Source organism: Rathayibacter tanaceti, from assembly GCF_001634385.1.
In the GTDB taxonomy this organism is placed as follows: domain Bacteria; phylum Actinomycetota; class Actinomycetes; order Actinomycetales; family Microbacteriaceae; genus Rathayibacter; species Rathayibacter tanaceti.
On record NZ_LIIN01000145.1, the window covers coordinates 1 to 6,278 of the forward strand.

Here is a 6,278-nt window from a genome sequence, read left to right on the forward strand (position 1 = left end):
CCGGCGGGCGCGAGTCGAGCGGGCGCCGGCTGGCTGCGGGCCGCCGCCGTCAGCTACTCCGCCAACTGCGCGCTCGGCACGGCTGTCGCGGCGGGGGTCGCGCACACCGGCCGCTGGCACTGGATCCACCATGCGCTCTACATCTGCACGTCGACTCTCACGGCCCTCGCCTGGGCGATGCTGCGCCGATCGGATCCGCGGGCCGCGGCCGCGCTCGCTCCCGCGGGCGTCCCGCTGGCGGTCATCCCCTTCGCGGGGACGCACGGGAGGCGGCACCCGGCGATCGCGCTGGCTGCGGCTCCGTTCGTGCTCGCCGCGCTGCTGCGGACGCGTCGCTAGCGAGGGGCTCGACGTCGCGGTCGGAGTCGGCACGCCAGGAGCGCAGAGCCTGCCAGCCGGCGATCGCAAGGATGAGGGCACCGCAGAGCATCGTCAGCAGGTTCGGCACCGAGAAGCCGGTGCTCGCGACCGAATTGATGCCCGCGCCGAGCACGAGCACACCGCCCACGAGGTAGAAGATGACCCTCGTCTTCATCGTTCCACCGCTTCCGTCGGCCGGCACAGGACCCTCGATGCTACCCCGCGCCTCCGGGGCGGGCACAGGCGGGGCGGCCGTCGGGAGTCGTCAGCAGCGTCGTCGGCGGGGGTCCGTCATCGAGGACGACTGTCGTCGACTGCACTGGATCGAGCGGACCGAGCGATCCGCCTGGCATTTGTGTACTCGTACAGCGCCGCCAGCACCGTGAATACGCCACTGGCGATGCCGAGCATCGCCGGCCCCGTTTCGCCCCCGCCTCGGAGGAAGGACGAGCTGGACCCCACCACGAGGAGTCCGCTGATCAGCAGCAGAAGCGCTCTACTTCCGTGAGTCACGATTCTTCTCTCTGGTCTCGTTCGCTGCGCCGACGAAGGGTCACTCTCACTATCACTCCAGCGGGCCGGCCCCGACGGTCAGATCCCTCTCTGCGAGCGGGCTGCCCTCTGGTCTACATTCGCGATCCGCGACGAGCAACCCTCGCAAAGAGGGGACGCGAGCGCGAGGGGCGACGGCGACCGCGCCGGCGCACAGCCGGGACGGGGCAGGATCGAGGCATGGAGTTCCTCGATGTCGTCCGGCGCCGGAAGACCACCAACGGCGCGTTCCTGCCCGATCCCGTCTCCGAGGAGCACCAGCGGCTCCTGATGGAGGTGGCCGGCCGGGCCCCCTCCCAGCTGAACAGTCAGCCGTGGCGGTTCGTGCTCATCGACGAGCGGGAGACCATCGAGCGGATCGCAGCGATCAGCGGCGAGAGTATGACGACGGCGATGTCGAACGGCACCTTCTTCGAGCGCTACAAGCCCTACTTCCGCTTCAGCAGCGACGAGATGGAGCAGCGGCGCGACGGGATGCTCTTCGATCGGCTGCCCGCTCCGCTCCGCCCCTTCACCAAGCAGGTCTTCACCAAGCGAGGACAGTTCCTGATGAACTCCCTGCGGGTGCCGCAGACGCTCGGCGAGGAGAACCGCCGACTCGTCGCGGGCTCGCCGCTGCTGCTCGGGGTGATGCTGGACCGCTCCGAGTACCGGCCGGGCGAGCTCTCGTCGTTCTACTCGGTGTTCAGCATGGGCGCGGCGATGGAGAACGTCTGGCTGACGACGGTGGAGGTCGGGATGGGGATCCAGTTCGTGTCGTTCCCGATGGAGGTGCCCGGCGCGTGGGCGCAGATCGAGTCGCTGCTGGCCGTGCCCGACGATCTGGAGCTGATGGCGGTGTACCGGCTCGGGTACCTGCCTCCGGAGCAGCGGCGCCCGGCTATCGACTGGTCGTCGCACCAGCGCAAGCTCCCGTCGCAGTACGTGTTCCGCGGCACATGCGCGACGCCTCAGGAGGGCTGGGACTCCCCGCCCGGGCCGTGACGCTCCTCCGGGCCGACGGAGGCGACTCCCGGAGGCACCCGCGGCACGCGGGATCCCGATCGGCCCACGGGAGCACCGCCCGCGATCCGGCGAGCCGAACGGGTCTCCGCGAGTCGGAGATCCCCGCCGGACTGTCGACTCGAACGACACTCGTCGACTATCGTGGCGCTGGACTCGCCTGCCCTCGGATACGGCCCCTCACCGGGGCTGTCAATGGGGGTCCGGCGTGTCTCCTACCCGATTCCCCGACCCGGGGGTCGAGCGGATACCGTCCCCGAGGAGCTGTCCGACCGGGACGGCCTGATGGACGAAGGGGGCCCGTGGCCACGCTCATCTACGGACCGCAGAACCTCGAGATCGAATTCGAGGAGCGAGTCCTCGCACACCTCAAGGTCGCTGTTCTCTCGAAGCTGCGGCGCAACGAAGCCTTCTCGCTGTCGTGGATGGAGGACGCCTCCACCGGTCACGGCCGGAGCTCGGTGTGGCTGCACCCGTCGGTGCCGCTGCACTTCCGCTTCAGCGAGGCTCACCAGCCCAAGCTCAACCGCGCCTGGATCGAGCAGATGCTCAGCGTCGCGAGCATGCACGGCGAGCTGTCCGTCCTGCCCGAGCCCGAGGAGCCGCACCAGGGCGCCTGACCCAGCCGGCCTCGGACTGCCGTCGGCGCGAGAACGCACGCGGCGCCCTCAGGCGCTGCACGGACGCGTCTGGCTACGCTCGGTCGGATGAGCAGTCCTCACCCCCGCACCGCGACCATCCGCTCCACGCTCCGCCCCTATCGGAGCGCCATCGTGATCCTCGTCGCGGCGGCGCTGTTCCTCGGAGTCGTGGCGCTCGGGCAAGCCGGGTCGGGAGGCGCACCGCTCGCCGCCCCCACATCGACCGCCACGGCAGAGCAGCAGCCGAGCATCGAGCGACGCGACGCCGACGATCCGGCCGCGATCGGCTCCCTCGACGCCCCGGTGGTGCTCACCGAGTGGACCGACCTCCGCTGCCCCTTCTGCGCGCAGTTCGGCCGCGAGACCCTCCCCTCGATCGTCCAGGACTACGTGGTCGCCGGGAAGGTGCGGGTCGAGTTCCACGACGTCGCCTTCTTCGGTGAGCAGTCCGCGCAGGCGTCCGTCGCCGCGCGCGCCGCGGGCCGTCAGGGGGCGTTCGCCGACTATCTCGACGCCGTGTTCCAGGCGGCGCCCGACTCCGGGCACCCCGACCTACCGCGCGAGAAGCTGATCGACTTCGCGCGCACAGCCGGAGTCGCCGACCTCGCCCGCTTCGAGGCCGACCTCGACGATCCCTCCCTGCTCCAGGCGGTTGAGCAGGACACGGTGAGCGCCCAGCGGCTCGGCGTCACCAGTGTCCCCTTCTTCGTCGCCGACGGGACCGTGCTCTCGGGCGCGCAGCCGGTCGACCGGTTCCGCGCGCTGCTCGACTCCGCGCTCGCGGGCGCCTGAGCGGTGGAGCTCGGACTCCTCGGCGCCTTCGCGGGCGGCCTGCTGACCCTCCTCAGCCCGTGCTCGGTCATGGTGCTGCCCGCCTTCTTCTCGTACGCCTTCGCGTCTCCGACTGCGGTGCTGGGCAAGACGGCGGTGTTCTACCTCGGGCTGATCACCACGCTCGTCCCGCTCGGCGTGCTCGCGGGCACCGTCGGCGCGTTCGTCGCCGAGCATCGGGAGGCGGTCGTCACCGCCGCCGCGGTGCTCGTGATCGCCCTCGGCCTGCTGATGCTCAGCGGCCTGCCGCTCCCGTTCCTCTCGCACCACGTCGCGGGCGGCACGACGACGGCGAGCGTCTACGCGCTCGGGACGGTCTACGGGCTCGCGGGGGTCTGCGCCGGTCCCGTACTCGGCACGGTACTGACCTTCGCCGCAGTGAGCGGGGACGCGCTCGCCGGAGGGGTCGCGCTGCTGGTCTTCGCCGCCGGGATGGCGTTCCCACTGCTCGTGCTGAGCCTGCTCTGGTCCCGACTGCCCGTCGTGCGCACGCTCGTGCGGCCGCGGGAGGTGCGGCTCGGCGCTGGCGCACGACGCTCTCGGCAGTCGTCGGAGGCGGTATCACGGTGGCGCTCGGCGCGCTGCTCCTGGCCACGCACGGCACGGCGAGCCTCGGCGGCGGGCTCGGCGCCTCCGCCGCGGTGCGCATCGAGGGATGGACACTCGACACGGCGGGCGCAGTGCCGGACGCGCGGTGCTGGCTGTGGTCGCGTCCTCGCGGCGGTCGCGCTCGTCGTGATGCGGCGGCGCGCCCGCCGCGCCGGGCGGGTCGCGCGCTCAGGCGGGGAGTGAGGCTTCGATCAGACCGACGATCCGCGGGTCGTCCGGCTCGACCGACGGGCGGAAGCGGTGCACCGTGCCGTCGGCGGTGATCAGGAACTTCTCGAAGTTCCACTTCACCCGGCCGCCTTGCCCTCCTCGTCCTCGGTCTTCGTCAGCTCGGCGTAGAGGGGATGGGCCGAGCGGCCGTTGACGCGCACCTTCTCGAACATCGGGAACGTGACTCCCCAGGTGGTCGAGCAGTACTCCTTGATCCGGTCCTCATCGCTCAGCTCCTGGAGGAACTGGTTGCTGGGGAAGCCCAGCACCGTGAATCCGCGCTCGCCGTAGGTCTTCTGCAACGTCTCGAGCTTCTCGTACTGCGGGGCGAGACCGCAGCGGGAGGCGACGTTGACGACCAGTCGCACAGGAGGGTAGTCGGCGAGGGTCGACGCGGCGCCGTCGATGGTGGTCAGGGGGATGTCGTCGATCGTGTCGGGCACAGGAGCTCCATTCGGACGTGATGGCCAGAGGCTACTCGCCGACACCGAGGGAACCCCGAACGCTCGAGAGAGCCCTCTGCAGCAGGCTCCCTCGACGCTCCGGGGTTCCCTCGGCAGGACGTCCGGGGTTCCCTCGGCGGGCGCGGGGTTCCACCATGGGGAGCATGGCATCGTCACAGCAGCTCGTCACCGTGGCGGGACGGCGCCTCCGACTGACCCACCTCGACAAGCTCGTGTACCCGGAGGCGGGGTACACCAAGGCCGACGTGCTCGGCTATTACGCCTCCGTCGCCTCCGCGATGCTGCCGCACGTGGCACGTCGGCCGGTCACCCGCAAACGCTGGGTCGACGGAGTCGGAACGGCCGAGCAGCCGGGCGAGGTCTTCTTCGAGAAGAACCTCCCCTCCTCCGCCCCGCACTGGCTGAGCCGCACCCGGCTCACACACGCCTCGCGCGACATCGAGTACCCGCTCGTCGACGACGTCGCCGGGCTGACCTGGCTCGCGCAGCAGGCGTCGCTCGAACTGCACGTGCCGCAGTGGCGCGTCGGATCGGCCGGCGAACGCCGCCCACCGGACCGCCTCGTGCTCGATCTCGACCCCGGCGAGGGCGCCGGTCTCGCGGAGTGCGCCGAAGTGGCGTTCCTGGCGCGCGACCTGCTCGAGGGGATGGGGCTGGCGCCGCTGCCCGTCACCAGCGGCAGCAAGGGCATCCACCTCTACTGCGCGCTCGGCGCCTCCGCCACCAGCGAGCAGATCTCGACCGTCGCCCACGAGCTGGCGCGGGCTCTCGAATCCGACCACCGCGACCTCGTCGTCTCGGACATGAAGAGAACCCTGCGCGAGGGCAAAGTCCTGGTCGACTGGAGCCAGAACGCGGCCGCGAAGACGACGATCGCGCCGTACTCGCTGCGGGGACGCCTCCTGCCCGCCGCTGCCGCACCCCGCAGCTGGGAGGAACTGGGCGCTGCGGGCCTGCGCCAGCTCGCACCGGACGAGGTGATCGAGCGGCTCAGGAGCGACGGCGACCTGCTCCAGCCGCTGCTCGCGGCTCGCGGCGCCGGGGTGGAACCGACTCCGGAGCGGATGGCGGGCTTCGCCGCGACCGAGGCCTCCGCCGACCGGCTCGCCGCCTACCGCAGCATGCGCGACGCCGCCCGAACCCCGGAGCCCGTACCCGAGCCCGGGTCCGGCACCACCGCCTCGGGCGACACCTTCGTGATCCAGGAGCACCACGCCCGACGCCTGCACTACGACTTCCGCCTCGAGCACGACGGCGTGCTCGTCAGCTGGGCCGTGCCCAAGGGCCCGCCGCTGGAGGCGACCCGAACCGGCTCGCCGTGCAGACAGAGGACCACCCGCTCGAGTACGCGACCTTCGAGGGCACCATCCCGGCCGGCGAGTACGGCGGCGGCGAGGTCCGCATCTGGGACGAGGGCAGCTACGCGCTCGAGAAGTGGCGGGAGGGCGAGGAGGTGATCGCCGTGCTCAGCGGGCGCGCAGACGGCGGTCTCGGCGGCGAGCCCCGCCGCTACGCCCTGCTGCACACCGGGTCGAAGGCGGGAGCGAGAAGAACTGGCTGCTGCACCTCATGGCGCCCGGGGCGGCGCACGGGGAGGGGACGAAGCGAC

5 protein-coding genes and 2 pseudogenes are annotated in these 6,278 nt (G+C 71.4%); 6 read left to right on the top strand and 1 reads right to left on the bottom strand.

All coding sequences use genetic code 11. The features are described from left to right. The 5 genes from ACH61_RS13435 to ACH61_RS13455 all read left to right on the top strand — a co-directional run. A partial coding sequence (locus tag ACH61_RS13435; RefSeq protein ID WP_330220177.1) for a hypothetical protein occupies positions 1-339 on the top strand: 339 nt, incomplete at its 5' end. Positions 340-1,092: 753 nt separating this feature from the next. Then, positions 1,093-1,896: a nitroreductase family protein gene (locus tag ACH61_RS13440; RefSeq protein ID WP_068212907.1), complete on the top strand. Its 804-nt coding sequence runs from the start codon at positions 1,093-1,095 to the stop codon at positions 1,894-1,896. A 320-nt stretch (positions 1,897-2,216) separates the two neighbouring features. Beyond that, positions 2,217-2,534: a DUF7882 family protein gene (locus ACH61_RS13445; protein ID WP_068212909.1), complete on the top strand. Its 318-nt coding sequence runs from the start codon at positions 2,217-2,219 to the stop codon at positions 2,532-2,534. 87 nt (positions 2,535-2,621) lie between these two features. Continuing rightward, positions 2,622-3,347, top strand: a complete 726-nt coding sequence (locus ACH61_RS13450; protein ID WP_082845274.1) for a DsbA family protein — start codon at positions 2,622-2,624, stop codon at positions 3,345-3,347. A 3-nt stretch (positions 3,348-3,350) separates the two neighbouring features. Further along, positions 3,351-4,178 carry a cytochrome c biogenesis CcdA family protein gene (locus tag ACH61_RS13455; RefSeq protein ID WP_236713691.1) on the top strand — a complete coding sequence of 276 codons (828 nt, stop codon included), beginning with the start codon at positions 3,351-3,353 and terminating at the stop codon, positions 4,176-4,178. Here ACH61_RS13455 and ACH61_RS13460 read toward each other — a convergent pair. Then, positions 4,164-4,648: pseudogene (locus ACH61_RS13460) on the bottom strand (glutathione peroxidase). The gene ACH61_RS13455 and the pseudogene ACH61_RS13460 sit on opposite strands and share 15 nt — an antisense overlap. Before the next feature lie 164 nt (positions 4,649-4,812). Here ACH61_RS13460 and ligD point away from each other — a divergent pair. Next, a pseudogene (gene ligD, locus ACH61_RS13465) lies at positions 4,813-6,278 on the top strand (non-homologous end-joining DNA ligase); the annotation flags it as partial.